Annotated in this window: 25 protein-coding genes; 12 read left to right on the top strand and 13 right to left on the bottom strand. The window is 70.7% G+C overall.

The features are described 5' to 3' along the window. Positions 1-11 precede the first annotated feature (11 nt). Positions 12-533: a PaaI family thioesterase gene (locus tag OG787_RS49780; RefSeq protein WP_369031438.1), complete on the bottom strand. Its 522-nt coding sequence runs from the start codon at positions 531-533 to the stop codon at positions 12-14. Positions 534-680: 147 nt separating this feature from the next. Between OG787_RS49780 and OG787_RS49775 the strand changes: the two genes are divergently transcribed. Further along, positions 681-1,898: a CaiB/BaiF CoA transferase family protein gene (locus OG787_RS49775; RefSeq protein ID WP_405540077.1), complete on the top strand. Its 1,218-nt coding sequence runs from the start codon at positions 681-683 to the stop codon at positions 1,896-1,898. Between the two features lie 191 nt (positions 1,899-2,089). On the opposite strand, the gene OG787_RS49770 is transcribed toward OG787_RS49775, so the two are convergent. Genes OG787_RS49770 through OG787_RS49755 form a run of 4 tightly spaced genes read right to left on the bottom strand, consistent with a single transcriptional unit; the run spans position 2,090 to position 5,706 of the window. Beyond that, entirely contained in the window at positions 2,090-2,845 is a 756-nt protein-coding gene (locus tag OG787_RS49770; RefSeq protein WP_405540076.1) for an SDR family NAD(P)-dependent oxidoreductase, read from the bottom strand. Continuing rightward, a complete protein-coding gene (locus tag OG787_RS49765) occupies positions 2,845-3,372 on the bottom strand; it encodes a nuclear transport factor 2 family protein (protein WP_369031435.1) in 528 nt (175 codons plus the stop codon). The genes OG787_RS49770 and OG787_RS49765 overlap by 1 nt, the downstream gene beginning before the upstream one ends. After that, on the bottom strand, positions 3,369-4,547 hold the full coding sequence (locus OG787_RS49760) for an acyl-CoA dehydrogenase family protein (protein ID WP_369031434.1): 1,179 nt from the start codon (positions 4,545-4,547) through the stop codon (positions 3,369-3,371). Before OG787_RS49760 ends, OG787_RS49765 begins: the two co-directional genes overlap by 4 nt. Before the next feature lie 28 nt (positions 4,548-4,575). Beyond that, positions 4,576-5,706, bottom strand: a complete 1,131-nt coding sequence (locus tag OG787_RS49755) for an acyl-CoA dehydrogenase family protein (RefSeq protein ID WP_405540074.1) — start codon at positions 5,704-5,706, stop codon at positions 4,576-4,578. 139 nt (positions 5,707-5,845) lie between these two features. On the opposite strand from OG787_RS49755, the gene OG787_RS49750 reads away from it, so the two are divergent. Both OG787_RS49750 and OG787_RS49745 read left to right on the top strand, forming a co-directional pair. Then, a complete protein-coding gene (locus OG787_RS49750; protein ID WP_405540073.1) occupies positions 5,846-6,667 on the top strand; it encodes an enoyl-CoA hydratase/isomerase family protein in 822 nt (273 codons plus the stop codon). A 37-nt stretch (positions 6,668-6,704) separates the two neighbouring features. Then, positions 6,705-7,205 carry a MaoC/PaaZ C-terminal domain-containing protein gene (locus tag OG787_RS49745; RefSeq protein ID WP_405540071.1) on the top strand — a complete coding sequence of 167 codons (501 nt, stop codon included), beginning with the start codon at positions 6,705-6,707 and terminating at the stop codon, positions 7,203-7,205. On the opposite strand, the gene OG787_RS49740 is transcribed toward OG787_RS49745, so the two are convergent. Both OG787_RS49740 and OG787_RS49735 read right to left on the bottom strand, forming a co-directional pair. After that, positions 7,184-8,599 carry a family 1 glycosylhydrolase gene (locus OG787_RS49740; protein ID WP_405540069.1) on the bottom strand — a complete coding sequence of 472 codons (1,416 nt, stop codon included), beginning with the start codon at positions 8,597-8,599 and terminating at the stop codon, positions 7,184-7,186. The two genes, OG787_RS49745 and OG787_RS49740, sit on opposite strands and share 22 nt — an antisense overlap. Positions 8,600-8,707: 108 nt before the next feature. Continuing rightward, positions 8,708-9,574 carry a crotonase/enoyl-CoA hydratase family protein gene (locus OG787_RS49735; RefSeq protein WP_405540068.1) on the bottom strand — a complete coding sequence of 289 codons (867 nt, stop codon included), beginning with the start codon at positions 9,572-9,574 and terminating at the stop codon, positions 8,708-8,710. A 111-nt stretch (positions 9,575-9,685) separates the two neighbouring features. Here OG787_RS49735 and OG787_RS49730 point away from each other — a divergent pair, with 111 nt between their 5' ends. The 4 genes from OG787_RS49730 to pepN all read left to right on the top strand — a co-directional run bounded on the left by OG787_RS49730 (position 9,686) and on the right by pepN (position 15,191). Then, the gene (locus tag OG787_RS49730; RefSeq protein WP_369031428.1) at positions 9,686-10,471 is read left to right on the top strand and encodes an enoyl-CoA hydratase/isomerase family protein; all 786 of its coding nucleotides are present in this window, start codon (positions 9,686-9,688) and stop codon (positions 10,469-10,471) included. A gap of 3 nt (positions 10,472-10,474) precedes the next feature. Beyond that, positions 10,475-11,596, top strand: a complete 1,122-nt coding sequence (locus OG787_RS49725) for an acyl-CoA dehydrogenase family protein (protein WP_405540067.1) — start codon at positions 10,475-10,477, stop codon at positions 11,594-11,596. Positions 11,597-11,621: 25 nt separating this feature from the next. Further along, positions 11,622-12,644: a TIGR03617 family F420-dependent LLM class oxidoreductase gene (locus OG787_RS49720; RefSeq protein ID WP_369031425.1), complete on the top strand. Its 1,023-nt coding sequence runs from the start codon at positions 11,622-11,624 to the stop codon at positions 12,642-12,644. Between the two features lie 108 nt (positions 12,645-12,752). Further along, positions 12,753-15,191, top strand: a complete 2,439-nt coding sequence (gene pepN, locus OG787_RS49715; protein WP_405540066.1) for an aminopeptidase N — start codon at positions 12,753-12,755, stop codon at positions 15,189-15,191. A gap of 25 nt (positions 15,192-15,216) precedes the next feature. Here pepN and OG787_RS49710 read toward each other — a convergent pair whose 3' ends face one another. From OG787_RS49710 to OG787_RS49685, 6 genes are all read right to left on the bottom strand, one after another. Next, a complete protein-coding gene (locus OG787_RS49710) occupies positions 15,217-15,975 on the bottom strand; it encodes a FadR/GntR family transcriptional regulator (RefSeq protein ID WP_369031423.1) in 759 nt (252 codons plus the stop codon). 5 nt (positions 15,976-15,980) lie between these two features. Continuing rightward, on the bottom strand, positions 15,981-16,382 hold the full coding sequence (locus OG787_RS49705; RefSeq protein ID WP_405540065.1) for a Zn-ribbon domain-containing OB-fold protein: 402 nt from the start codon (positions 16,380-16,382) through the stop codon (positions 15,981-15,983). Continuing rightward, entirely contained in the window at positions 16,379-17,530 is a 1,152-nt protein-coding gene (locus tag OG787_RS49700) for a thiolase family protein (RefSeq protein ID WP_369031421.1), read from the bottom strand. Before OG787_RS49700 ends, OG787_RS49705 begins: the two co-directional genes overlap by 4 nt. 4 nt (positions 17,531-17,534) lie before the next feature. Continuing rightward, positions 17,535-19,121 (bottom strand): AMP-binding protein, encoded by a 1,587-nt coding sequence (locus OG787_RS49695; RefSeq protein ID WP_405540064.1) that lies wholly within the window; start codon positions 19,119-19,121, stop codon positions 17,535-17,537. Positions 19,122-19,149: 28 nt separating this feature from the next. Then, complete coding sequence (locus OG787_RS49690) at positions 19,150-20,640, bottom strand: aldehyde dehydrogenase family protein (protein ID WP_405540063.1); 1,491 nt, start codon at positions 20,638-20,640, stop codon at positions 19,150-19,152. A gap of 118 nt (positions 20,641-20,758) precedes the next feature. Continuing rightward, positions 20,759-21,901, bottom strand: a complete 1,143-nt coding sequence (locus OG787_RS49685) for an acyl-CoA dehydrogenase family protein (RefSeq protein WP_369031418.1) — start codon at positions 21,899-21,901, stop codon at positions 20,759-20,761. An 85-nt stretch (positions 21,902-21,986) separates the two neighbouring features. Between OG787_RS49685 and OG787_RS49680 the strand changes: the two genes are divergently transcribed. From OG787_RS49680 to OG787_RS49660, 5 genes are read left to right on the top strand one after another with little or no spacing between them, the layout of a single operon-like run. Further along, positions 21,987-22,742, top strand: a complete 756-nt coding sequence (locus tag OG787_RS49680) for an SDR family NAD(P)-dependent oxidoreductase (RefSeq protein WP_369031417.1) — start codon at positions 21,987-21,989, stop codon at positions 22,740-22,742. A 1-nt stretch (position 22,743) separates the two neighbouring features. Beyond that, complete coding sequence (locus OG787_RS49675) at positions 22,744-23,523, top strand: enoyl-CoA hydratase/isomerase family protein (protein ID WP_405540062.1); 780 nt, start codon at positions 22,744-22,746, stop codon at positions 23,521-23,523. Positions 23,524-23,555: 32 nt separating this feature from the next. Then, positions 23,556-24,710: a CaiB/BaiF CoA transferase family protein gene (locus OG787_RS49670; protein WP_405540061.1), complete on the top strand. Its 1,155-nt coding sequence runs from the start codon at positions 23,556-23,558 to the stop codon at positions 24,708-24,710. A gap of 25 nt (positions 24,711-24,735) precedes the next feature. After that, a complete protein-coding gene (locus OG787_RS49665; RefSeq protein WP_405540060.1) occupies positions 24,736-25,647 on the top strand; it encodes an SDR family NAD(P)-dependent oxidoreductase in 912 nt (303 codons plus the stop codon). Next, complete coding sequence (locus OG787_RS49660; protein ID WP_405540059.1) at positions 25,644-26,156, top strand: DoxX family protein; 513 nt, start codon at positions 25,644-25,646, stop codon at positions 26,154-26,156. The genes OG787_RS49665 and OG787_RS49660 overlap by 4 nt, the downstream gene beginning before the upstream one ends. Positions 26,157-26,160: the final 4 nt, after the last annotated feature.

Below are 26,160 nucleotides of genomic sequence, written 5' to 3'. Positions count from 1 at the left end.
CTCGTGACTCCTCACTCCTCGTCCAGTGGTTCGATGTCCAGGGGCTCGATGTCCAGGGGTTGGATGGGGTCGCCGACGCCCGGTCGCTCCCCGGAGATGGTCACCACCACCTGGCCCCGCGCGCAGATGCGGCCGTCGGTCATCACGTCGACATCGGCGAAGTGCAGCCTGCCGCCGCGTCGCACGCAGCGGGCGTAGGCGACGGCCTCCCGGCCCCGGGCGGGTGCGAGGTACTGCACCGACATCGACACGGTGCTCAGCAGACTCCCCTTCGTGAAGTCGTGCCCGGCGATGACGGCTCCGGCGCCGGCGGTGTCGATGAGTGCCGAGATGACTCCGCCGTGGAAGACGCCCTCATGGGCGGAGAGGGACTCGGCGTAGGGAAGCAGGATCTCGACGGCGTCCGGGTCCCAGCGCGTCACGCGGATGCGGCAGAGACGGTTGAAGGCGACCCCGCGCTCCCATCGGGCCCGGAACCAGGTCCGGCGTTCGCGCTGCTCCTGGTCGGTGAGGGTTCTCGCCGCGACGGTCATCAGCACGCCCTCCGGTCTCGACCTGTCGGCCGATCGATATAGTTACATGAATCAGCTAGTTGAGGCAATCGTACGGGTGGGGCGGTCAACATGGATGTATCATTTATCTAACTCATTCTACTGTTAACTGCACAGGGAGGAGTCCCGATGCCGTCGACCGCACTTGCCGGGATACGTGTCCTCGATCTGTCCCGCATCCTCGCCGCGCCGCTGGCCACCCAGATGCTGGCCGACCTCGGCGCCGACGTCATCAAGGTCGAGCGGCCCGGAACGGGGGACGACTCACGGACCTACGGCCCGCCCTTCGCGCCCGGGCCCGAGGGCGAGGGCGACCGGACGGACACCGCCGCCTTCTACCTCGCCTGCAACCGCAACAAGCGGTCGGTGACCGTCAACCACGCCACCGCCGAGGGGCAGGAGCTGATCCGTGCGCTCGCCGCGCGCTCGGACGTGCTGGTCGAGAACTTCCGGGCGGGGACGCTGGCGAAGTACGGACTCGACCAGGAGAGCCTGCGGGAGCTGAACCCGCGGCTGGTGTACCTGTCGGTGACGGGCTTCGGTCAGACGGGGCCGTATGCCGGGCGCCCGGGCTACGACGGCATCTTCCAGGCCATGTCCGGGATGATGAGCGTGTCCGGGCATCCGGAGGAGCCGATGAAGGTCGGCGTCAGCATGGTCGACATCCTCACCGGGCTGTACGCCTCCACGGCCGTGCTCGCCGCCCTGAGGCACCGGGACGTCACCGGTGAGGGCCAGTTCATCGACCTGTCCCTGCTGGACTGCGGTCTGGCCTCGTTGTCGCACTTCGCGATGAACTACCTGGTCTCCGGGGAGGTTCCGGAGCGGCGCGGGAACGGTGGGTACGGGGGGATTCCGTCCCAGGCGTTCCCGTGCGCGGACAAGCCGATCTTCCTTGTCGCGGGCAACGACAAGCAGTTCGCCGGGTTCTGCGCGGCGGCCGGGCGGACCGATCTCCTCCAGGATCCGCGGTTCGCGACGACGTCCGCGCGGATTGCTCATCGCGCGGAGATTCTGCCGGTGCTGGCGGCGGTCCTGCGGACTCGGACGCGGGACGAGTGGCTCGCCGTTCTCGACGAACACGACGTCCCTGCGGGGCCGTTCAACGAGCTGCCGGATGTCTTCGCCGATCCGCAGATACAGCATCGGGGGATGCTGGTCGAGGTCGAGGATCCGGTGTCGGGGCGGTTGCCGATGCTGGCGAATCCGATCCGGCTGACGGGGAGTCCCGTGGAGGGGTACGTGGCGCCGCCTGCGCTGGGCGAGCATACGGCGGAAGTGCTGGGCGAGTTGGTTGGGGTGACGGAGGGTCAGCTGGCGGAGCTGCGGGGGCGGGGGGTCGTGTGAGGCGGTTTTCTCGCCCCCGCCGCCCCTACCCGTCCCATCCCTGGGGGCTGCGCCCCCAGACCCCCCTTCGCCCTCAAACGCCGGACGGGCTGAAAAACCTAGCCCCTCCGGCGTTTGAGGAGCGGGGGTTCGGGGGCAGCGCCCCCGAGGATGGGACGGGTAAGGGCGGCGGGGGCGAGACAAACCCCGCCTCAGCCGATCAACGTCCGCCCGCCCTCCAGCATCAGCGTCGCCCCCGTCAGATACCCCATGTCCTCGCTCACCAACGCCACCACCGCCCGCCCGATATCCCTCTCCGGATCCCCCATCCGCCCCAAGGGAATCCCGGCGATCACACTCGCCGCCTTCTCCGGGTGCTCCGCGAAGTACGCCTCCGCCGCCGGACTCAGCGCCGCCGGGCACACGACGTTCACGCGGATCCCGTACACCCCCCACTCCCGCGCGGCCACCCGCGTCAGCCCCCGGACCGCCTCCTTGGCCATGGCGTACGCCGCGAAACTCACCTCACCCTGCACCGCCGCCGACGACCCGAGGTTCACGACACTGCCCCGGCTCTCCCGGAGATACGGCAGAGCCGCCTGCATCGCGTGGAACGTGGCCAACGGACCGCTGCGGTAGGTGAGTTCGACATCGTCGTAGGAGGTCTGCTCCAGCCGGCGCTGGACCGAGGACTGCGCGTTGTTGACCAGCACATCCAGCCTGCCGAACTCCCCCACCGTCTCCGTCACCATGCGGTCGACGTCCGCCCGCTCCCCCACATCCCCCACGACGGTGTGCACCCGTCCGCCACGCCCAGCGATCTCCTCGGCAGCCTCCTTCAGTTTGCCCTCCGTGCGGCCGGTGATCACCACACACGCCCCCTCGGCGGCCAGCGCCAGCGCGATGCCGCGGCCCACACCCTGCCCTCCGCCGGTGATCAGCGCCGTCTTCCCGGACAACCGTGCCATCACGTCTCCTCCCCGTCCTTGTCCTTCCAGAAAGGCGCCCAGGAAGGGAACGCCTCGGGCAACGCCGGTTCCCCGGCTCCCTCCCAGCCGTTGAAGCCCACCGCCTGCGGGCGTTCCGTCACATCCGCCGCGTACCAGTGCTGTTCGCGGCGGCGGGAGAAGTACCACTCGCCGTCCACGCGCGCGTAGTCGTCCAGGTAGCAGATCGCCATCACGATCCACCGGTCCCCCACCTCGTGCTCGGCCCGGCAGTAGACCGCGCCGGTCGCCGTGTCACGGCCGGTGAACTCGACTCGGTGCCCGCAGATCTGGTGGACCGACCGGCGGAAGCCACGCACCAGGGGTTCGATGTGCCGGCGCAGGACCTGCCGTCCGCGGCCGTGACGTCCCATGTCGACGTCGGGCCGGAAGCAGTCGGCCCAGGCGTCGAGGTCCCGGGCGTCGACGGCGAGCGCGTAGCGGATGGGCAGTTGCTGGATCGCCAGTTGCGACTCGACGCGGTCCAGCCGCTCCTCGACAGTGCTCATGGGCGGGGCTCCTTCGGGAGGCCCAGGAGCTGCTCGCCGATGATGTTGCGCTGGATCTCGCTGGAACCGCCGTAGATCGTCTCCGCGAGGGAGAGCAGGAACGAGCGTTGCCGGGTGTCCAGGCCGTAGTCCGATCCGATGAGCTGCCCGGCGGGTCCGGCCAACTCCATCGCCAGATGGCCCAGTTGCTGGTGCCTTGTCGACGCGTACAGCTTCGCCGTGACGGCCTGTGCGCCCGGCGTGCGGCCCGCCGTCAGTTCGGCGAGGGTCCGCAGGTTGGTGGTGCGCATGATGCGTACGGAGATCCAGGCGTCCACGATCCTGCGCCGCAGCATCGGATCGTCGAGCGCGCCCCGGGCCCGGGCGAGGTCGATCAGCGCCTCCGCCTCCCGTTCGAAGGTGAGCTGCTGGGGCAGGAGCGTGGTGCCGCGTTCGATGCCGAGGGTGGCCATCGCCGTGCGCCAGCCCTGGCCGACCTCACCCACGACCATGTCCGCGCCCGTGCGTGCGTCGGAGAGGAACACCTCGGCGAACTCGTCCTGGCCGGCGAGGTTGCGGATGGGGCGGATCTCCACGCCCGGCTGGTCGGTGGGCAGGAGCAGCAGGGTCAGGCCCTTGTGGCGTACGGATTCCGGGTCGGTGCGGGTGAGGACGTACAGCCAGTCCGCGTGGACGCCGAACGACGTCCACACCTTCTGTCCGCTGACCACCCACTCGTCGCCGTCGCGTTCCGCCCGGGTGCGGACCGAGGCGAGGTCGGAGCCGGCGCCGGGTTCACTGAAGCCCTGGCCCCACATTTCCTCGACGGCGAGGATCGGCGGCAGGAAGCGTTTCCGTTGCGCCTCGCTGCCCACCTGGAGCAGCATCGGGCCGAGCAGGTCAAGGGCGTTGACGGTGGCCCGGTAGGGGGCGTTCGCGCGGGCGTACTCGTACTCGAAGACGATTTCCTCCAGGAGACCGAGGCCTCTGCCCCCGTACTCCTGCGGCCAGCCGACGCCCAGCCACCGGCCGGCCGACAGCTCGCGGTCCCAGGCAAGGCGGACCTCCCAGGCCTCGCCGTCGGTGGGGCCGCCCACGCCCCGGTGCTCGGCGAACTCCCCCACGAGGTGTTCGGCCAGCCAGTCCCGCACCTCGTCGCGGAAGTCGCGTACGGCGGGCCCGAAGTCCAGTTCCATGACCTCTCCTCTGCTCCTCTGCCGACGATCAGATGCCGAGCCGGGCAGCCAGCAGTTCGCGGTGGTACGACGGTGTGCCGAGGAGCACTTCGCTGCTCTTGGCCCGTTTGAAGTACAGGTGGGCGGGGTGTTCCCAGGTGAAGCCGATTCCGCCGTGGACCTGGATGTTGTCGCCGGCCACCCTGGTGAACGCCTCCGAGCAGAAGGTCTGCGCGAGGGCCGCCGCGATGGCGGTCTCCGCCTCGTCGCCCGTGTCCAGCGCCCACAGTCCGCCGTACGCGGCCGAGCGGGCGCACTCGATCTCCATGAGCATGTCGGCGCACTTGTGCTTGATCCCCTGGAACGAGCCGATGGGCCGGCCGTACTGCTCGCGGATCTTCGCGTACTCCACGGCCGCGTCCAGGGCTGCCGCCGCTCCTCCGACCTGTTCGGCGGCCAGCAGGACGGAGGCAGTCGCGAGGGTGCGTTCGAGGCCCGGCCATGCCGCGCCCTCGGTGCCGAGCAGCCGGGCCGGGGTGTCCGTGAACTCCAGCCTGGCCTGTCTGCGGGTCTGGTCGAGGGTGGGGAGGGGGGGTCGGGTGAGGCCCCGCGATTCCGCTTCGGTGGCCTCTACCGCGAAGAGGCTGATCCCGGGCGACTCGGTGCGGGCGGCGACCAGCAGCAGGTCGGCCAGGTGTCCGTCGGGGACGTACGTCTTCGCACCCGTCAGCCGCCATCCGTCCGTCGTCTCGTGTGCGGTCAGCCGGATCCCCTGCTCGTCCCAGCGGCCGGCTTCCTCCGTGAGCGCGAGTGTGGCCACCGTCTCGCCCGAGGCGATGCCCGGGAGCAGATCGGTACGGGCGGTCTCGTCGGCGCAGCGCAGTAGTGCCTCGGCCGCCAGGGCAACCGTGGCGAAGTACGGGCCGCACAGGAGCGCGCGGCCCGCCTCCTCGAAGACGATGCCGAGGTCGACGTAGCCGAAGCCGGAGCCGCCGTACTCCTCCGGTACGACGAGTCCCTGGAGTCCGAGTTCGCCGGCCATCCGCCGCCAGACGACGGGGTCGTGGCCCGTCGGATCGGCGGCCAGGCGGCGTACCTCCGTCTCGTCGGAGTGCTTGGCGAGGAACGAGCGTACGACCTTGCGGAGTTCGTCCTGTTCCTCGCTGAAGGTGAGATCCATGCCGAGCTTCCCGTCCTCGGTGCGGTGTTCCCCGGTGCAGTGCTTCCCGGTGCGATGTCACATGCGGGCTGCTTGCCGCCCACCCCTCGATACAGTTAGATAATTATAGTATCCGCACTGAATACACCAGGAGCGCGACGTGACCGATCTCTACGCCCCGTTCACGAGCCTGACCTTCGAGCGGCCCGCGCCCGGCGTGCTCCGGATCGTGCTCGACGCCCCGAACCTCAACGCCGTGGATCCGCGCATGCACGGCGAGCTGGCCGAGATCTGGCCGGTCGTCGACCGGGACGAGCAGACGCGGGCCGTGCTCGTGCAGGGGGCGGGCAGGGCGTTCTCTGCGGGTGGCACCTTCGACTCCATCGAGGCGATGACCGAGGAGTACGCGGTGCGTGCCCGGGTGATGCGCGAGGCCCGGGACATGGTCTACGGCGTGATCAACTGCTCGAAGCCGGTGGTCTCCGCGATCCATGGCCCGGCGGTCGGTGCGGGGCTGGTCATCGGCATGCTGGCGGACATCTCCATCGCCGCCCGTACGGCGAAGATCGTCGACGGGCACACACGGCTGGGGGTCGCGGCCGGTGACCATGCCTCCATCTGCTGGCCGCTGCTGTGCGGTATGGCCAAGGCCAAGTACTACCTGCTCACCTGCGAGACGCTCACCGGCGAGGAGGCCGAGCGGATCGGGCTGGTGTCGAAGTGCGTGGACGACGCGGACGTGCACGCGGAGGGTCTGCGGGTGGCGACCGCCCTGGCCGCCGGGCCCGCCAGCGCCATCAGCTGGACGAAGCGGTCCCTCAACCACTGGTACCGCACCGCGCAGCCGATCTTCGAGGCTTCGCTCGGGCTGGAGTTCTTCGGTTTCGCGGGCCACGAGGTCGTCGAGGGACTCGCCGCCCACCGGGACAAGCGCGCCCCGGACTTCGAGGGCGTGGCCGGCAAGCACCCGCTCGACCTGTGACCACCACCCGCGACCACCCGTACGAGAGGAACCGATCATGCCGTCGGAGCAGACCATCACCGAAGTCCCCCCGCTGGTACGGGGGTTGACCTACGAGGAGATGCCGGTGGGCCAGGTCTTCCGGACCGCCCGCCGTACCGTCACGGAGACGGATCTCGTCAACTTCGTCACCTGGGGCGGCTTCAACGAGCCCCTCTTCTGGGACGCCTCGCACGCGGCGGACGGCGGCTACACCGGGCGGCTGGTTCCGGGAGCGCTGACGTACTGCCTGGCCGAAGGGCTCGTCCTCCAGACGAACGTGCTGCACGGCACGGGACTTGCCTTTCTGCACATGGAACTCACGGTCCAGGGGCCGGTGTACGTCGGCGACACTCTGTACGCCGTCGTCGAGACCACGGGCTCCCGGGCCTCCAGCAGGCCCGGGCGGGGTGTGGTGACGAGCCGGATCAGTGTGCGCAACCAGCGGGACGAGGAAGTGCTCGTCTACACGCCGGTGCGGCTGATCCGGGGCAGGGACTACGAGGCCCCGGCGCCCTGAGCCCGGGGGTCGGCCGGTACCAGACGCAGCCCGGCCGCGCGGCCCGTCTCGGGTACGGCGGCGTCGGCGAAGGCGCCGTCGTGCAGCCAGTCGGCGGGCATCGGGGGGCGCGGCCCGGGCTCGTGGTCCGGGACAGCCATCGCGTAGAGGCGGGTGTAGCGGAACTTGGCCTCCAGGTTGTCGAGGACCGACCAGTACTCGTAGCCGCACACGTCCACCCCGGCCGCGACGAGTCCCGCCAGCCAGGAGAGCCGGGCCCGCAGCAGGGTCCGGCGGCGGGTGTCGTCGCTGTGTCCGGTGCCGTCGACGAGGTCGAGGTCGCCCATGCCGTTGTCCACGACGGACAGCGGTGGCAGCAGGTCGCCGTAGAGGTCGTAGAGGCCCGCGACGGCGTCGGCGAGTCCTTCGGGGATGATCGGCCAGCCGTAGGCGGTGGTCTCCACGTCCTCGAAGGGGACGATCGCGAAGCCGAGGCCCATGAGCAGGCGGTTCACCTCGTTGAGGGCGCTGCGGCAGTGCGCGGTCGGCAGCACGCGGGGCAGGTTCTCGGGCGCGGTGACACGGAACGGGGTGTGCCAGGACAGGGACAGCAGGTCCTGTGCGGTGGCGATGACCTCCAGGTCGCCGGGGCGTACACAGCCGGTGGCCGCCACCGGTGAGATGTCGTCCTCGGTCACCATGTGCTCGCCGAGCAGCAGGGGGTCGAGGAAGAGCCGGTTGGTCCAGCTCTCCAGGCGTTCCAGGGCGAGCCGGTCGTAGGGGTCGTCGGTGGCCGCGTAGCCGCCGACGAGCGTGATCGTCGTGCCGATCCGGCCGCTCGCGCCGGTGGCCCTGAGGGCCTGGGTGGCGAGGGCGTTGGCGAGCAGGATGTGATGGACGGCGGCCAGGCCCGGGCGGCCGACTCCCCGGCCAGGTGTGTACATTCCGGCCACATGGTCGGCGAGGGTGGGTCCGGCCAGGTCGGTGGAGGTGATCCAGCGGTCCACGCGGTCACCGAAGCGCCGGCCCAGTTCGGCGGCGTACGCGGCGAAGTGCTCGGCGGTGTCGCGGGCGAGCCAGCCGCCCGCCGCGTCCAGCCAAGGCGGCAGTGTGCGGTCGAACAGGGTGATGCTCGGCCGCGTGCCCTGCGCGAGGAGGGAGTCGAGCGCGCGGTCGCAGCGGTCCAGGGCGGCCCGGTCCCAGCTTCCGGGACCGTCGGGCTGGAGCTGCGGCCATCCCGCGACCATGCGGTGCGTGTCTGCCGCGACCCCGGTCAGGTGCCGGATGTCGTCGGTCCACTGCCGGAAGTGACCGGCCTGCTCGGCAGGGTGCGGCGGTGGGGCCGCGAGGGTGTCAGCGGTGGCGACCCCCCAGTCGACACCGCGGAGGGATTCGTACAGGAAACCATCGCTCATGGTTACCGTCCAGCGGTGAATGGTTCAGCGCATTCAACTGAATGCCCGCCGGGCGGACGCTAACACTTCGGGGTAACTACGACAATGTTTCGGCCAGATCTCGTGAACCTAGGACTCCAGTGGCCGGAACTCTTCCTCCTGCCACCAGGGGTAGACGGGGGGCATGTCCTCGCTGATCCGGCCCGGGAAGGCGGGCGGTCGCTTGGCGAGGAACGACTCGACGCCCTCCATGGGGTCGGGGCCGCCGCCGATCTGGCCCATGATCCGCGAGTCCAGCCGGTGCGCGGCCATCGGGTGGGGTTCGCCGAGCATCCGCCACATCATCTGGCGCGAGAGGGCGACCGAGATCGCGGAGGTGTTCTCGGCTATCTCGCGGGCCAGTTCGTACGCCGCCGGCAGCAGGTCCTCGGGCGGGTGGACGGAGCGGACCAGCCCGGCCGCGAGGGCCTCGTCGGGGCCGAAGACCCGGCCGGTCGCCACCCATTCCATGGCCCGCTGCATGCCCACGGCCCGGGGCAGGAACCAGCTCGCCGCGGACTCCGGCACGATGCCGCGGCGCGCGAAGACGAACCCGAACTTCGCCGAGGTCGACGCCAGCCGGATGTCCATGGGCAGGGTCATGCTGGCCCCGACGCCCGCCGCCGGGCCGTTGACGGCCGCGATGACCGGCTTGGTGCTGGAGAAGATCCGCAGCGCGACCCGGCCGCCGGTGTCCCGGTGCCAGGCGCCGGCCTTGTGGTGGTCGAAGGACGTGCCGCCGGAGCTGACATCGGCACCGGCGCAGAATCCGCGCCCGGCGCCGGTCACCACGATCACCCGTACGTCGTCGTCGGCGTCGGCCGCGTCCAGGACGTCGAGCAGGTCGGCCATCATCTGCGGGTTGAAGGCGTTCAGCTTCTCGGGCCGGTCGAGCGTGACGGTGAGGATCCCGTCCGCCACCTCGGCTCGCACGGTCTCGTACTTCTGCTCCGGCATTCGCGTCCTCCGTCAGCCTCGTCACTTCCACGACCGGTTCCCCGCAAGCTTAATTAGTTATACCATTCAACTCTACTGACTCATTCTGGGATTGCGGCGGTGGGTGTGGACATGGCGGATCTGGTGGTGACGTCCCATGGACCGGTCCGGCTGATCGAGCTGAACCGACCGGACCAACTCAACTCGATGAGCGAGGAGTTGCACTCCGGACTCGCGTCGGTCTGGGAGACGGTCGCCGACGATCCCGAGGCACGGGTGGTCGTGCTCACCGGGCGCGGCCGGGCGTTCAGCGCGGGCGGCAACTTCGACATCATGACCCGGGTCCAGCGCGACAGCGTCTTCCGGGAGCGGAACGTGGACGAGGCCCGGCGGATCATCACCGGTATGGTCCGCTGCCCACTGCCGGTGATCGCGGCGGTGAACGGGCCCGCCGTCGGTCTCGGATGCAGTCTGGCCCTGCTCAGTGACCTCGTACTGATCGCTGACGACGCCCACATCGCCGACCCGCACGTCCAGGTGGGGCTCGTCGCGGGCGACGGCGGGGCCCTCGTACTGCCCCTGCTGGTCGGGCTGACCCGGGCGAAGGAGCTGCTGTTCCTCGGCGACCGGGTGAGCGCCGAGGACGCGGTCCGGCTCGGCATCGCCAACCGTGCCGTGCCGAAGGACAAGCTCCTGGACGAGGCCATGGACCTCGCCGGACGGCTGGCCGCCCTGCCCGCGCAGGCGCTGCGCGGGACCAAGCGCGCGGTGAACCTGCATCTGGAGCAGGCGCTCTCGACCGTACTGGAACCGGCGCTCCTCGCCGAGCGGGACAGCATGCACTCACCGGACCACATCGCCGTCGTCGAGAAGATCATCGCGTCCCGTGCCGGTCGCCGAACCGGCGGGGAGGGCTGAGGCATGGACTTCGCGTTCAGTGAGGAGCAGGCCGAACTGGGGCGCACGGTAAGGGCGTTCCTCGCGGACACCTCGCCGGAGACCGAGGTACGGCGGCTGATGGAGACCCCGGAGGGCTTCGACCCGGCACTGTGGCGCCGGATGGGGTCCGAGCTGGGGCTTCAGGGGCTGGCGGTGCCTGAGGAGTACGGCGGTGCCGGGTGCGGGCCGGTCGAAGTGGGCGTGGTCATGGAGGAGATGGGCCGTGCGCTGCTGTGCGCGCCGTTCCTCGCCTCGGCCGTGCTCGCGACGACCACGCTCCTGCGTTCCGCCGACGAGGAGGCCCGCAAGAGCCTGCTGCCGGGCCTGGCGTCCGGTGAACTCGTCGGGACGCTGGCCCTGACCGAGGACTCCGCCCGCTGGGACGCGGCGGGGATCGGCCTCACCGCCCGGGAGAGCGACGGGAGTTGGCTGCTGACCGGGACGAAGATGTTCGTCCTCGACGGCGCCACCGCCGATGTCGTCCTCACCGTCGCCCGTACCGACGACGGCATCGGTGTCTTCGTCGTGGACGGCGACGCGGCCGGCCTGACCCGTGAGCCGCTGCCCACGCTGGACCCGACCCGCAGACAGGCGCGCCTCGACTATCACGACGTACCGGCGACCCGGCTGCGTACGCACGGCGACGGCTGGGGCCTGGTGGCCGAGGTGCTCGACCGGGCCGCGGTGGCGCTGGCCGCCGAGCAGGTCGGCGTGGCCTCCCGGGCGCTCGACATGGCGGTCGAGTACGCCAAGGTGCGCCACCAGTTCGGGCGGCCCATCGGCTCCTTCCAGGCCGTGAAGCATCTGCTGGCCGACGTCCTCCTGGAGGTGGAGTCGGCACGCGCCGCCGCGCACTACGCACTGCTCGCCGCCCAGAACGAGGACCCGGAACTGCCCGCCGTGGCGAGCCTGGCCAAGGCGTTCTGCTCGGACGCCTGTCTGAAGGCGGCGGCGGAGAACATCCAGGTCCACGGCGGGATCGGCTTCACCTGGGAGCACCCGGCCCATCTGTATCTGAAGCGGGCGAAGACTTCGCAGTTGCTGTTCGGCGATCCGGCGTTCCACCGGGAGCTGCTGGCGCGACGCATCGGTATGAGCGCATGAGCACAGGAACAGGAGAGGGAGCGGCATGAAGGTCGACGGCAAGCTCAATGTCTGGGGCACCGCCGAGGTGGTCGAGGAGGCCCGGCACCACGAGAAGGCCGGTTACGACGGTCTGTGGGCGTCGGAGTCCAAGCACGACCCGTTCCTGCCGCTGGTGCTGGCGGCCGAGCACACCGACCGTCTTGAGGTCGGCACGGCCATCGCGGTGGCCTTCGCCCGCTCCCCCATGCAACTCGCTTACACCGCCCACGACTTGCAGACCTACGCGGGCGGGCGCTTCTCGCTCGGTCTGGGCAGCCAGATCAAGCCGCACATCGAGCGGCGCTTCGACATGCCGTGGAGCCGGCCCGCGGCACGGATGCGGGAGTACGTGAGCGCGCTGCATGCCATCTGGACCGCCTGGAACGAGGGCGAGAGGCTCGACTTCCGCGGCGACTTCTACTCGCACACGCTCATGTCCCCGTTCTTCTCTCCCCCGCCCGCGCCCGGCGGCCCGCCCAAGGTGTTCGTCGCCGCGGTCGGCGAAGCGATGACCCGGGTGGCGGGCGAGGTCGCCGACGGGCTCCTCGCGCACGGCTTCACCACCGAGCGGTATCTGCGGGAGGTGACGCTGCCGACCGTCGGGGCGGGCCTGGCCGCGTCCGGCCGTACGCGCGACGACTTCTCCGTCTCCCATCTGCTGCTGACCGCGACCGGCCGTACGGAGGAGGAGATGGCCCGCGCTATCGACGGCACCCGGGCGCAGATCGCCTTCTACGGCAGCACTCCCGCCTATCGCGGGGTGCTGGAGCTGCACGGGTGGGGTGAACTCGGGGACGAGTTGCACGCGTTGTCCACGTCCCGGCGCGAGGACAAGTGGGAGGCGATGAGCGGACTCGTCGACGACGAGGTGCTGCACACCTTCGCGGTGGTGGCGGAGCCGGACCGGGTCGCGGGCGAGATACGGCGCCGGTACGGGGCACTGGTCGACCGGGTGTCCTTCTACACGGCGTACGAGATCGACGCCGGGGTGTGGGAACCGATCGTGCGGGAGCTGCGCGACAACTGAATCCTCGTACAGCCGCATGGGGCACCAAGCAGCCGTGTAAATTGCCTGCGTTCATTGGCGATCTCCGTCGTACGCTGACGTCCGATGTCTGCTGACGAAGGACGACGCATGGGGATCCGAAGCCTGACCCGTACCGAAGCCGAACGCCGGGCCGGGCTGTTGGCGGTCGAACGGTACGACGTGGACATCGACCTCACCGGCCTGGCGGAAGGGCCGGAGGTCCGGTGCGTCTCGACGGTGACGTTCACGTGCGGCGAGCCGGGTGCGGAGACCTTCGTGGACTGCGCGGCACAGATCCGCAGCGCCACGCTGAACGGTGTCTCCCTCGCCACCACCGGTGACGGCGGCCGTATCCCCCTCCCCGGCCTGGCCGCGCACAACGTGCTGCGCGTGGAGAGTGTCCAGGCCGACACGGCCACGGGCGAGGGCGTGCACAAGGCGATCGACCCCGCGGACGGCGAGGTCTACGTCTGGATGAGCTTCGAACCGGACGAGGCCCGGTTCGTGTGGGCGTGCTTCGACCAGCCCGACCTGAAGGCCCCGCACGCCTTCACGGTCACGGCCCCGACCGCGTGGACCGTCACCAGCAACTCGGGCGACGCGCACATCGAGGAGCTGGACTCGGCCCGCCGCTGGACCTTCCCGGACACCCCGCCCCTGTCGGTGTACAACACCGTCGTCAACGCGGGCCCCTTCCACGAGATCCGCCGCGAGGCCGACGGGCACGACCTCGGCCTGTACGCCCGCAGTTCGCTGGCCGAGGTCCTCGACCGCGACGCCGACGAGATCTTCACCCTCACCCGCCAGGGCCTCGCCTTCTACGGCGAGGTCTTCGCGATGCCGTTCCCGCAGCGCCGGTACGACCAGGTGTTCATGCCCGAGTTCGGCGGGGCGATGGAGAACTACGGCTGCGTGACCTGGTCGGACGCCTACCTGCGGCGGGCCGTACCGACGCCCGCCGAGCGTGAGCTGTTCGCCAAGGTACTGCTGCACGAGATGGCGCACATGTGGTTCGGCAACATCGTCACGATGCGTTGGTGGGACGACCTCTGGCTGAACGAGGCGTTCGCGGAGTTCGCCTGCCACTGGGCGGCCGAGCGCGCCACGCGGTACACCGACGCCTGGGCGGGCCATCTGGTGGGCGGCAAGCTCACTGCGTACCTGTCCGACCAAGGGCCCGTCTCCCACCCGATCCACCAGCCGATTCACGATGTCGCCCAGGCCGCGTCGATCTTCGACAACATCACCTACCCCAAGGGCGCCTCCGTTCTCCAGCAGCTCATGACGTACGTCGGCGAAGAGAGATTCAGAGCCGGCATGGCCGCCTACTTCGCCCGCCACGCATGGGGCAACACCACGCTCCAGGACCTGATCGTCGCCCTCTCCGAGGCCAGTGGGCGCGACCTCGACGCCTGGCGGACGGCCTGGCTGGAGACGGCGGGCACCGACCGCTTCCTGCTGGAGCGTGACGGCGAGTCGGTCACCCTGGTGGCGGTCGGCACGCCGCGTCCGCAGGTGCTGGCGGTGGGGGCGTACGACAGGAACGGCGAGGCGCTGGAACGCAGCGCCCTGGTGCGGGTCGAGGTGACACAGGACCGCACCCCGGTCGTCGGCCTCCCGCCGACGGCGGACCTCCTGCTGGTCAACGACGACGACCTGACCTTCGCCACGACCCGGCCGGATCCCACGACCCGGGACCCGCTGCTGCGTGCTGCCGCGGAGCTGCCCACGGCCATCTCCCGGGGCGCGGCCGCGGCCACCGTGTGGGACATGCTGACGACCGGCGAGGCCACGGCGGCGGAAGCCGGGCGCTGCATGACCGCGGTCCTGGCGACCGAGACCTCCGACGCCGTCATCGAGCCGTATCTGAACCTCGCCGGGAACATCGCCGAACTGTGGGCGCCGCCCGCCGAACGCGCCGGTCTGACGGCGGAGGTGGCGGCGGTCTGTCGGCGTCTCGCCGCGAATCCCGGCCGTCATCAGGTCGCGCTGCGCGGTCTGGCCCGTACCGCGACGGACGCCGACGACCTGGCCTGGCTCCGTGAACAGGCGGGCGACGACGTGGATTTGCGCTGGCGTGCGCTGGTCCGTGAGGCGGAACTGGGCGGGGACGTCTCGTCCGAGACCGCCCGCCTGCTCGAACGTGACCCGGACCCGGACGCCTGGGTCCGCGTCCTCATGGTACGAGCCGCCCTGCCCGACCCCTCGGCGAAGGCGGAGGTCTGGCAGCGACTGGCCGTGGACCGCACCGTGCCCGTCAGCTCGGTCCACCATGTGGCCGCGGCCTTCTGGCGCCCCGCCCAGGAGACCCTGCTGGCACCCTACGCACACGAATACCTAGGGTTGATCACCGAACTCCACCGGGGAGGAATGATCCCCGCGATGACCTTCACCAGGCAACTCTTCCCACTGCACGCCATCGACCCCGCGTACATCGAGACGGCCCAGAAGGCGTCCCAGGAGGCAGCCCCGGTGGTCCGCACCACGCTGCTGGAGCGCTCGGACGCGGTCAGCCGTATGCTCCGCGCCCGCACTCGGAGCTCCTGACCGGGAGCCGCGGGCCGAGGACGGGTCAGCCGAGCAGGTCCAGGACGGTGGTCATGGACCTGTTCTGTAGGAGGTAGTCCTCGGCCTCCTGGAGGTGTACGCGCCACAGTTCCTCGGCGGCCTCCGTGCGGCGGGCCGCGACCAGGTCGACGAGTGCGCCGTGGGCCCGGAAGCCCCGGCGGTTGGCGCGGATGTTTTCGGGGCTGCCGGCGTCTAGGTCGACGTGGGACCAGTTCGCCTGGTCGATGATGTGGCGGACCATGCCGTTGAGGACGCTGAGGGTCTCGTTGCCGGCCAGTTCGACGACGAGGGCGTGGAACTCCATGTGGGCGCGGATGAACGCCGACGGGTCGTCCATGAGTGTCTCGGCCTCGGCGACGGCGGCCCGCAGCCGCTCCAGGTCCTCGTCCGTGCGCCGCTCGGCCAGCAGTCCGGCGCACGGGGCCTCGATCACCGTACGGGCGTCGTACACGTCCTTGAGGGTCGTGCCCCGGTATTCGAGGACGACCCCGGCGTAGCGGGCGGCGACCGTGCCTTCCGGGGTCTGCACCCGTGCCCCGCCCCGGGCGCCCCTGCGCACGCTGATCAGCGACTCCGACTCCAGGACCCGGAACGCCTCGCGCAGCGTCGGCCGGGACACGGCGAACTCCGCCATCAGCGCCGTCTCGGCGGGCAGTGCCTCCCCCTCGGCCAGTTCGCCGCGCACGATCTTGCGTCGGAGCTGTGCCGCGACCAGCTCGGCCATCTTGGGGACCCGTACCGGCGTGTTCGCCACTGCGTCCATCTCCTTCAGTCACCCGCGTCCGGTACGAAGTACGGCAGTGCGATCTCGTCGGTGAGCGCCCGGAAGTCCACGCGGACCCGCATGCCGATGGCCACCTCGTCCGGCTCGCCCGCGTCGACGTGGGTCAGCAGTGTGCCGCCCTCGTCCAGGTCGACCACCGCCAGCGCGAAGGGGGTGTCGAACCCGGGCCCCGGCGCCCGGTGGACGACGGTCACCGAGTAGACGGTCCCCCGGCCGGTACTCGGTATGTACCGCCAGTCCCGCGCCATGCACCCGGGACAGGCGGGCTCGGGCACGAAGAATCGCAGCCCGCAGCTCGGGCAGTGCGGGACGACCAGTTCACCGCGCCGGGCCGCGTCCCAGAACGGCCGGGACAGCTCGGTGGGGACGGGTACGGGCCGGCTCATCGCATCCTCCCGAGGACGCTCATCTCGTAGTGCTGCGCCCCTGATCCGGCGTTGCCGACGACGGCCAGCTCGGCGCCCTCGACCTGGTGCACGGCGGTGCCGCGCAACTGCCGTACGGCTTCGACTACTTTGAGCGTCATCTGCTGGGTGCCGTTCCATGAGTACGCCAGACAGCCGCCGTCGGGATTGACAGGGTGCTTGCCCCCGACTGCGATCGCTCCGCTCGCGGCCAGCGGCCCTCCCTCGCCCTCCCCGCACAGCCCCAGGGCCTCCAACTGCCGTATGACCTCGAAGGAGTTGGGGTCGTAGAGGGAGAAGACGTCCACGTCGTGGGGGCCGACGCCCGCCATGGCGTAGGCGCGGGTGGCGGCGTCCCGGCCGAGTTGTCCGACCTCCCGGTGCAGGGCCGGGTTGGCGTACGCGGCCTGGTGGTACTCCATGCCGCCGCCGAGCACGGCGACGGGCGGGTGCGGGAGGTCGCGGGCGCGTTCGGCGGTCGTGACCACGAGGGCGGCGCCGCCCTCACCGACGATGCAGCAGTCCAGCAGATGGAACGGTGTGGCCACCATGCGGGACGCAAGCACGTCGTCGGCGGTGTACGGGCCCCGGCCGTACATCATCGCCTCCGGGTTGGTGGTGCCGTTGTTGCGGATCGTGGCGGCGACCTCGGCGAGCTGACGGGAGGTCGTCCCGTACTCGTGCATGTGCCGGGCCGCCACCAGTGCGAACTGGGCGACGACATAGCTGCCCCACACGTCGGCGAACTCCAGCGGCACCCCCGCACCGACCGGGCCGGCGCCGCGCGAGACCAGCTTGCAGCCGCCGACGACGACGGTGTCCGCAAAGCCGGCCTGGACAGCTGCCGCCGCCTTCAGCAGGCCCCGGGAGCCCGCGTTGTCGAGCATCGAGTCGCTGGTCCAGCGCAGGTCCCGGCCGAGCATGCGCGCCCAGGAGCTGCCCTCGCCGGGTACGCCGCCGGGGCCGGGCCAGTCGACCTGGGCGCCGTCGACGTCCCTCGGGGTGAGTCCGGCGTCCGCGATCGCGCCGCTCACCGCTTCGAGGGCGAGATCCATGGCGTCGCGGTCGGGGAGCGTCAGCGCCTGTTCGGTGGCGTGGACGCCGACGACGACGGGTTGGCGGGCGTTCACCGCGTCACCGTCCCGCGCCCAGCGTGTCGCCGCCGGGATAGCCGCCACCGCCGAAGCGCTCGTCGAGCGTCTCGTAGTCCTTGGCGAAGTCCTTGGTGCGCGGCAGCACGTCGACGAACTCGACCGTCTTCGGCTTCTTGTACGAGGCGATCCGCGCCCGGCAGTGCTCGATGACGTCCGCCGCCGTGACCCCGTCGCCGGTGTCCGGGTGGAGCACGACGACGGCCTTGACGTCCTGGGCCCAGCGCTCGTTGGGGACGCCGATCACGGCGGCCTCCTTCACCCCGGGGTGCGACTCGATGCAGTTCTCGACCTCGGCCGGGAAGATGTTCTCGGCCGCCGACTTGAGCATGCGGGTCGTCGTCCCGAGGAAGCTGATCGTGCCGTCGGGCTCACGCCGTCCGAGGTCGGTGGTGTGCCACCAACCGTGGCGGAAGCGCACCTCGTTGATCTCCGGCCGGTTCCAGTAGCCGAGGTGCACGAGGTCGCCCCGGACGCAGATCTCGCCCGCCTCGCCGACCGCGCACTCCTCGCCGGTGCCATCGAGGACGCGTACGGCGGTGAAGGGGCTGGGGCGTCCCGCGTTGCCGGTGCCCGTGCCGCCGTAGGCGCCGGTCACGGCGAAGCCGGTCACCTCGGTCTGCCCGTAGCCTCGGCCCTCGCCGCCGCCGTTTCGGGTGAAGCGGCTGGTGTCGATGGGCACTGTGCCCTGCCAGAGAGGCGCGGCCACGCTCGCGCGGAGGTGGGAAAGGTCATGGCCCGCCTCCCTGTTGAGGGCGACCAGCTGCGCGATCGTCGGCGGCATCAGATACGCGTGGGTGCACTGCTCTGCCGCCAGCAGCGGGAGCAGTTCCTCGGCGACCACGCGGCGGACGATCACGTTCTTGCCGCCATGGACGAAGGCGGGGACGCCCCAGAACTGGTAGTTGCCGATGTGGAACATGGGTCCGGCGCCGAGGAAGGCGGTCTCCGTGCCGATGTCGCCCATCCAGGCGGCGCTCGCGCCCATGGCGAGCAGATTGCGGTGCGAGAGCATCGAGCCGGACTGCCGTCCGGTGATCGCGGCGGTGTAGATGACCAGGAGGGCGGAGTCCGGGTCGACGTCGGCCGACGGGTCCTCGGGTGATCCGGCGGCCAGGAAGGCCTCGTACGAGTCGGGCCCCGCGCTGCTCTCGGTGTCGTGCCGGAGCCACAACGCCCGGTGGTCGCTGCCCAGTTCGGCCCGCGCCTTGCCGACCGTCTCGCCGATCTCCTCGTCCTGCCAGACCACGACCTTCGGGTCGAAGTCCTCGACAGCGAAGGCCATTTCGGGCGCGGCCCAGCGCCAGTAGCCGGGGCAGACCATGGCGCCGATCTTCGCGGCGGCGCCGAGCAGCTCCCAGATCCGGAAGGAGTTCTGGCCCAGCCACAGGACACGGTCTCCGGCGCCGACTCCCGCGTCCGCGAGGGCGTTTGCGAGCCGGTTGGTGCGCTCGTCCAACTGCGGCCAGGTCAGCCGGACTTCACCGTCGACGAGGGCGACCCCGTCGGGGAAGGACCTTCGGTGTTCACGGATGAGGTCGCCGAACGTCAGGCGGCGGGCTGGGTGCATGCTCTTGGCTCCAGAAAGTGAGGGTTGGTCAGGCACGGCCGATGCCGACGCCCTTGACGTTGATGAACTCGTCCAGACCCGCCTTGCCGCCCTCCCGGCCGAACCCGCTGAGACCCACGCCTCCGAAGGGCGTCGCGGGCGAAGTGATCGGGTTCGGGCCCGGGTTGACGTAGACCGTCCCGGCCTTCAGACGCGGCACCAGGCGGTTGACGCGCGCGATGTCACGGGACTGGATGTAGGCGGACAGGCCGTACTCGGTGTCGTTGGCGAGGGCCACGGCCTCGTCCTCCGTGTCGAAGGGGGTGATGGCCAGGACCGGGCCGAAGACCTCCTGCTGGGCGAGGTCGCTGCGGTTGTCGACGTCCGCGAAGACGGTCGGGGAGACGAAGTAGCCGTCGGAATCGATGCGTTCACCGCCGAAGACGAGCCGACCCGCGCCGCCTGCGACCGCCTTGTCGATCATTCCCTGGACGCGGTCGCGGGCGGCCTCGTTGATGAGGGGTCCGATGTACGTCGTCGGGTCGAGCGGGTCACCGACAGGCAGGTGGGCCACGACACCGGTGACGCGTGCGACGACCTCGTCGTAGATCGGGCGCTCGACGAGCAGGCGGGTCGGCAGCGCGCAGCCCTGCCCGGTGTTGCTCATGGCGAAGGCCGCGCAGTACGGGACGACGGTGTCCAGGTCGGTGTCGGCGAACAGCAGGTTGGCGGACTTGCCGCCGAGTTCGAACACGACGGGCTTGAGGGTCTGTGCCGCGTCGGCCATGATGCGGCGGGCGGTGGCGGGACCGCCGGTGAAGGAGATCTTGTCGACGCCGGGGTGTCTGACCAGGGCCGATCCGGCGTCGCCGAGTCCGGTGACGACGTTGACGACGCCCTCGGGGAGGCCGGCCTCGCGGGCGAGGTCGGCGAAGAGCAGCGCGGAGAACGGTGTGGACTCGGCCGGTTTGATGACCACCGTGTTCCCGGCGGCGAGCGACGGTGGGACCTTCATCGCCAGTGACAGGGCGGGCGAGTTCCAGGTGATGATGTGGCCGATGACGCCGTACGGCTCGGCGATGGTGTACTCGACGTTCTCGTGCGGGCTGTAGGCGGCGCCGACCATGCCCTCGATCTTGTCGGCCCAGCCCGCGTAGTACTCGGTCCACTCGGCGACATGCGGGCCGACGTTGTCCGCCCAGCCGCCGACGCACACGCCGTTCTCCAGCGGGCAGATCGCCGCGAAGTCGGGGATGTGGTCGCGGAGCAGCCCGGCGAAGCGGGTGAGGAGCCGACGGCGGTCGGCGGGGCGCATGGCGCCCCACACCTCGAAGGCCTGGCGTGCGGCGGCGACTGCCCGGTCCACCTCCGTGGGGCCCGCGAGCGGGATGCGCGCCTGGATCAGGCCGGTCGCCGGGTTGCGGTGTTCGTAGAGTCCGCCGCTCGTGTCGGTGACGTCCTTGCCGCCGATGACGAGCCGGGGCTGCGGCAGGTCGCGCTCGGCTCTCTCCTGGTGCAGCTTCACATCGACCGTGACCACGGTGCCTCCTGGAGCCCGCTGCCCTCACATCCGTACAGCTTAAATAGATAACCTATTTAGCCGAACCAATCAATGCCCCGCACGGTCCCCTCGCACGCCCCCTTGCCACAGCCCCCTGTCACAGCCCCAGCGACCGCCCGATGATCTCCTGCATGATCTCCGAGGTCCCGCCGAACACCCGCTGCACACGGCTGTCCCGCCAAATGCGGGCGATCTCGTACTCGTTGACATAGCCGTAGCCGCCGAAGAGCTGCATACAACGGTCGATGACCTCCCAGCCGGTCTCCGAGGTCCAGTACTTGGCCGCTGCCGCCTCCTCGGGCGTCAACTCGCCCTGGAACAGGGCCATGATGCAGCCGTCGACGTAGACGCGGGCGACGCTCAGCTTCGCCCTGATGTCGGCGAGGGCGAACCTGTTGGCCTGGAACTGTCCGATCGGCTGACCGAAGGCGGTACGGGTCCTGGCGTACTCCAGGGCCAGTTCGTAGGCCCGTTCGGCCGCCGCCAGCGAGGAGACGGCGATGGCGAGGCGCTCGGTGGGGAGGTTGCCCATCATGTGGTAGAAACCGCGCCCCTCCTGTCCGATGAGGTTCTCGGCGGGGACGCGGACCTCGCGGAAGAAGAGTTCGGCGGTGTCCTGGGCCTTCATCCCGACCTTGTCGAGCTTGCGTCCGCGCTCGAATCCCTCGGCGCCGCGCTCGACGACGATCAGGCTGATGCCCTTGTGGCCGGCGTCCGGGTCGGTCTTGCAGGCGACGATGACCAGGTCGGCCAGGATGCCGTTGGTGATGAAGGTCTTGGAGCCGTCGATCACCCACTCGTCGCCGTCCCGGCGGGCGGTGGTGCGGATGCCCTTGAGGTCGGATCCTGCGGACGGTTCCGACAGCGCGAGCGCGCAGATCGTCTCGCCGCTGATCACCCCGGGCAGCCAACGGGCCTTCTGCTCCGGGCTGGTGAGGTGCATGAGATAGGGCGGGAGGACGTCGTTCTGTAGCCCGAGCCCGATACCGACCGAGCTGGTGGCCGCCATCTCCTCCGCCATGATCGCGTTGTAGCGGAAGTCCCAGATCCCCTGGCCGCCATACTCCTCCGGGAACTGCCAGCCGATGAGCCCGGCCTTGCCCGCCGCCGCCCAGGCGGCACGGCTCACCTGTCCGTCCCGCTCCCACTGCTCGGTGTGCGGGGCGCATTCCCGCAGGTAGAAGGTGCGGGCGGTGTCCCGGAACTGCTCGTGTTCCGCGGTGAAGATCGTCCGGCGCATACTCGACTCCACTCAGGCATCTCGCTTATTTAGCTGAAGTAGTTATACGATAGCGCTGTATCGAGGACTGGGCGAGGGAGGGCGCGTGAGCGTACGGGACAAGGTGGCGCTCGTCACCGGAGCGGGACGCGGCATCGGCGAGGCGATCGCCGACGCGCTGGCCGCCGCCGGAGCCTCGGTCGCGGTCTGCGATCTGGACGCCGAGGCCGCGGGGAAGGTCGCGGCCCGGCTCACCGAGCGGTACGGAGTGCGGGCAACCGGAGTCGGCGCGGACATCTCCGACAGCGCGGCCGTACGGGCCGCCGTGGAGCGGGTGACCGTCGAGCTGGGTCCCGTGGACGTCCTGGTCAACAACGCGGCCATCGACGTCATCGGGCGGTTCGTCGACAGTACCGAGGACACCTGGGACCGGATCATCGCCGTCAATCTGCGCGGCACGATCACGGTGACCCGGGCCGTGCTCGACCCGATGATCGAGCGCGGCGGCGGCCGGATCGTCCACATCGCCTCGGACGCCGGCCGGGTCGGCTCCTCCGGCGAGGCCGTGTACTCGGCGACCAAGGGCGGAGTCATCGCCTTCGGCAAGGCGCTCGCCCGTGAGGTCGCCCGGCACGGCATCACCGTGAACAGCGTCTGCCCGGGGCCGACCGAGACCGCGCTGCTCGGGCAGGTCGCCGAGTACAGCCAGAAGATGTACGACGCGACCGTGCGGGCCATCCCGCTGCGCCGTGTCGCCCAGCCGGGCGAGATCGCCGGTGTGGTGGCCTTCCTCGCGTCCGACGACGCCGCCTATATGACCGGGCAGACGCTCTCGGTCAGCGGCGGCCTCACGATGGTCTGAGGTGAGCACCGTGCTGCGTGTCGAACTCCGCGACAGACTCGCCGTGTTGACCCTCGACCGGCCCCGGCAGCTCAACGCCATCGGGTCGGAGACCGTGGAGCGGCTGGAGCAAGCCCTCGACGACGTGCGCGACAACGACGACGTACGCGCCCTGGTGGTGACCGGCGCGGGGCGGGCCTTCTCTGCCGGTGCCGACCTCGGGGAGATCGAGTCGTTCACCTCGCCCGGGCAGTTCCGTGCCTTCGTGGGCCGGCTGACGGAGGCGTTCGCGCTGCTCGACGAGTACCCCAAGCCCTCGGTCGCTGCCATTCACGGGTTCGCGTTCGGCGGTGGTCTGGAGCTGGCGCTCGCCTGCGATCTGCGCGTGGTGGAGCGGGGCGCCCGGCTCGGGCTGCCGGAGATGAAGCTCGGCGTCCTGCCGGGCGCGGGCGGGACCCAGCGGCTGCCACGGCTCCTGCCGCCGGCGATCGCCAGGCAGATGATCCTGACCGGCGAGCCGATCGACGCGGAGCGGGCCCACGCGCTCGGGCTGGTCAACGAACTGGCCGAGCCCGGTGAGGTGTTGAGCGTCGCCGAGAAGCTGGCCGGCACGCTGGCCGCCGGTGCTCCGCTGGCACTCGCGGCCGGAAAGCGGCTCATCGGACATGGGCTCGGCATGGATCTGGAGGCGGCGATCGCGTACGAGCGCGAGACCGTCTCGGTGCTGTTCTCCACCGAGGACCGGGCCGAGGGGCTGAAGGCCTTCCGGGAGCGCCGACCAGGCGACTTCCGCGGTGTGTAGCCAGGCGTACCGGAGAGACAGGGAGGTGGGTCGTGCGGCCACTTGAGGGCATCGCCGTCGTCGAGCTGGGCATGTGGGTGGCGGCTCCGGCCGCGGCCACCATGCTCGCGGACTGGGGCGCGGACGTGGTGAAGGTCGAGGCGCCGACCGGGGATCCCAACCGGTACACGCTGCGGCACGTCGGTCAGGACATCGACAGCGCGCCCCCGTTCGAGACCGACAACCGCGGCAAGCGCGGGATCGTTCTCGATCTGCGCGCCGAGGACGGCAAGGACGCGCTGGAGCGGCTGTTGGAGCGCGCCGACGTGTTCGTCACCAACCTGCGCCCCGGCGCCCTGGAGCGACTGGGCCTCGGGCCGGACGAACTGCGTGCCCGCCATCCCCGCCTGGTCGTCGGCACGCTGACCGGGTACGGCTGGACGGGCGCCGAGCGCGACCGGGCCGGGTACGACGTCTCCGCCTTCTGGGCCCGCCCCGGTATCGCCGCGATGCTCAACCCGGCCGGTGAGCCACCGCCCGGCATCCGGCCCGGCCTCGGCGACCGTACGGCCGCGTCCAACCTGGTCGCGGGGGTGCTGGCCGCGCTGCTGCGCCGGGAGCGCACCGGCGAGGGCGGTGTGGTCGACGTGTCCCTGCTGCGTTCCGGGACGTACGCCAACGGCAACGACCTCGCCCTCCAGAACTTCTTCGGCAAGCGCGGCCGGACCCGTCCCCGCACCGAGCACGAGTCCCCGCTCTACAACAGCTACCGGACCGCCGACGACCGCTGGTTCTGGCTCGTCGGTCTGGAGGGCAACCGGCACTGGCCCGGAGTCGTCAAGGCACTCGGCCGCGCCGACCTGGAGACGGACGAGCGGTTCGCGACCGGCAAGGCCCGGCGTGGGCACGTACGCGAGCTGATCGCCGAGTTCGACGCGGAGTTCGCGCGGCGGACGCTGGCCGAGTGGGCGGAGCGGTTCGACGCCGAGGGCGTGTGGTGGGCGCCCGTACAGACGCTGGCGGAGGTGGCGGCCGATCCGCAGGCGGAGGCCGTCGGGGCGTTCGTCGAGCAGCCCGGCATGGGGGACGCGCCGCCGCTGCGGACGGTCTCAACTCCGGTCAGTTTCTGGGGAATCGACGACAAACCCCGCGCCGGTGCGCCGACCCTCGGCGAGCACACCGACGCCGTACTCCGCGAACTTCACTGACATCCATCCCTACAGGAGGCAGGACGTGGGCATCCTCGACGACAAGGTCGCCATCGTCACCGGCGGTGGCAGAGGCCTGGGCCGGGCGCACTGTCTGGCGCTCGCCGAGGCCGGCGCGACCGTGGTGGTGAACGACCTCGGTTCGGGCGTGCACGGCGAGCGGACCGGTGACTCCCCCGCCGACGAGGTCGTCGCCGAGATCACCAAGCTCGGCGGGCGGGCGGTCGCCAACCATTCCTCGGTGACGGACTGGGCGGCCACCGAGGCGATGGTGGCGGACACCGTCGCGGAGTTCGGCCGCCTCGACATCGTCGTGAACAACGCGGGGATCGTGCGCGACCGGATGCTGTTCTCGATGAGCGAGGCCGAGTTCGACGCCGTGATCGCGGTGCACCTGAAGGGCACCTTCGCACTCACCCGGCACGCCTGCGCGTACTGGCGGGAGGCGTCGAAGCGGGGTGAGCGGGTCGCCGGCCGCGTGATCAACACGACGTCCGGGACCGGGCTGTTCGGCAACCAGGGGCAGTCCAACTACGGTGCCGCGAAGGCCGGTACGGCCGGGCTCACCGTCCTCACGGCCCTGGAGATGCGCCGGTACGGCGTCACCGCGAACGCCATCTCGCCCATCGCGGCGACCCGGATGACGGACGGACTGGCCGTCGGCGAATCCCTCCAGGCGTCCGACGATTTCGACCCGCGCGACCCGGCGAACGCCTCCGGGGTCGTCGTCTATCTGGCCTCCGACAGCTCGGCCTGGCTGACCGGCCAGGTCCTGCGCATCGAGGGCAACCGGCTGAACCGCCTCCAGGGCTGGACGGTCGCGGGGGTCCACCCCAGCGAGTCCGGCAAGGCCCTCACGTACGACGAACTGGTCGACGCCGTACCGCAGTTGTACGGAGTCGCGCCCGCCGGACGGGCCACGGGGGTCGGCCAGTGAAGGGCCACGACACCGCCGCTCTCGTGCTGCGCGCAACGCTCGGCCCGATGCTGGTCGCCCACGGCTGGAACAAGGTCGCCGGGCCGGGCGGCCTCATGGGCACCACGGGCTGGTTCGAGGCACTCGGCCTGCGACCGGCCGAGGTGCACGCCCGGATGGCCGCCGGGACGGAACTGGCGGCCGGGGTGGGCATCACCCTGGGCGCGGCGGGCCCGCTGCCCGCCGCGGCGGCCGTCGGCCTCATGACCGTGGCCGCGCGGACCGACCACCGCGGCAAGGGCTTCTTCGTCTTCAAGGGCGGCTGGGAATACGCCGGTGTGGTGGGCGGCACGGCCGTCGCGCTGGCGGCGCTGGGCAACGGCCGGTACTCGCTGGACGGGCTGCTGCGGCGCCAACGCGCGGGCGTGGGGCCCGCGTTGCTGGCCGCCGGAATCGGCACAGTGAGCGCGGCGGCACTGCTGGCGGTGTGCTACCGGCCCGACGAGAAGCCGAACGAGACAGACGACTGATGGG

The sequence above is a fragment of the Streptomyces sp. NBC_00075 genome (genome assembly GCF_045041225.1).
Taxonomy (GTDB): domain Bacteria; phylum Actinomycetota; class Actinomycetes; order Streptomycetales; family Streptomycetaceae; genus Streptomyces; species Streptomyces adonidis.
The sequence above is the reverse complement of the archived record's forward strand: the minus strand, read 5'-3'. Positions and strand labels throughout refer to the sequence as shown.